This is a genomic window from Mesorhizobium sp. M4A.F.Ca.ET.050.02.1.1 (assembly GCF_003997725.1).
In the GTDB taxonomy this organism is placed as follows: domain Bacteria; phylum Pseudomonadota; class Alphaproteobacteria; order Rhizobiales; family Rhizobiaceae; genus Mesorhizobium.
Genome location: NZ_RZSG01001374.1, coordinates 1 through 692 on the forward strand (window position 1 = coordinate 1; position 692 = coordinate 692).

The 692-nt window shown below is 61.7% G+C and carries 1 protein-coding gene and 1 pseudogene; one reads left to right on the top strand and one right to left on the bottom strand.

The window, feature by feature from the left end:
- A pseudogene (locus tag EOA33_RS41210) lies at positions 1–127 on the top strand (peptidase T4); the annotation flags it as partial.
- Between the two features lie 15 nt (positions 128–142).
- On the opposite strand, the gene EOA33_RS37600 reads toward EOA33_RS41210, so the two are convergent.
- Positions 143–397, bottom strand: coding sequence for a DUF2171 domain-containing protein (locus EOA33_RS37600; protein ID WP_126054827.1), 255 nt, complete (start codon positions 395–397; stop codon positions 143–145).
- Positions 398–692 lie beyond the last annotated feature (295 nt).

Consider the following 692-nt stretch of genomic DNA (forward strand, 5'->3'; position numbering starts at 1 on the left):
CACCGCCGACGCGGCCATCGATCTCTCCGCCACCGCCGGCGCCACCATGGCGCGCGCGATCAGCCGCGGCGTCCACGCCGCGACGCCGGCTTCGGGCGATCTGTTTCCAGTCTGGTCGTCGCGCTGACTGAGGCCTGGTGGATCAGGTGGGATCGGACTTTTCTTCCTCGAAGCTCACCGCGACATCCGAATTGGCCGACAGCCAAACTTTCTCGCCCTCAACCTCGGCTACCAGGCTCAAGGGAATATAGTGGTGATGCCCTCTGTGGGAGCCCTGACCGCTGTCAGCCTTGGTCAGCTTGATCCGCTTCCCCTCGATCTCTTCGACAGTGCCGACATGTACGCCGTCGGCACCGACGACTTCCATATGCCCGCGAATTTTGCTCGTGTCGGTCATGGTGATCCTCCGCTGAAGCTGCCGACAATAACAATCGACGGCCAGATTGGATGCATCGCGGCTGTACGGCACGTCCTGTTCATCATGACATGATAGGCATGATCCAATCCTGCCGGCTGGAGCGACAAGTCCATGCGAATTCCCGTTCTGATTTGCACATGGCTGCTCGCTCAGCTCGCCACCGTCGCCACGGCCGGCGCAGGCGACGTCGCCGAGCTGGAAATCCTTGGCTTCAGCAAGGATGGCGGCGTCTTTGCCTTCGAGGAATATGGCGTGCGGGACGGGTCCGGATATC

Coding starts and splice junctions, on each gene's coding strand:
- EOA33_RS37600 (WP_126054827.1), bottom strand. CDS start 397: ATGACCGACACGAGCAAAATTCGCGGGCATATGGAAGTCGTCGGTGCC.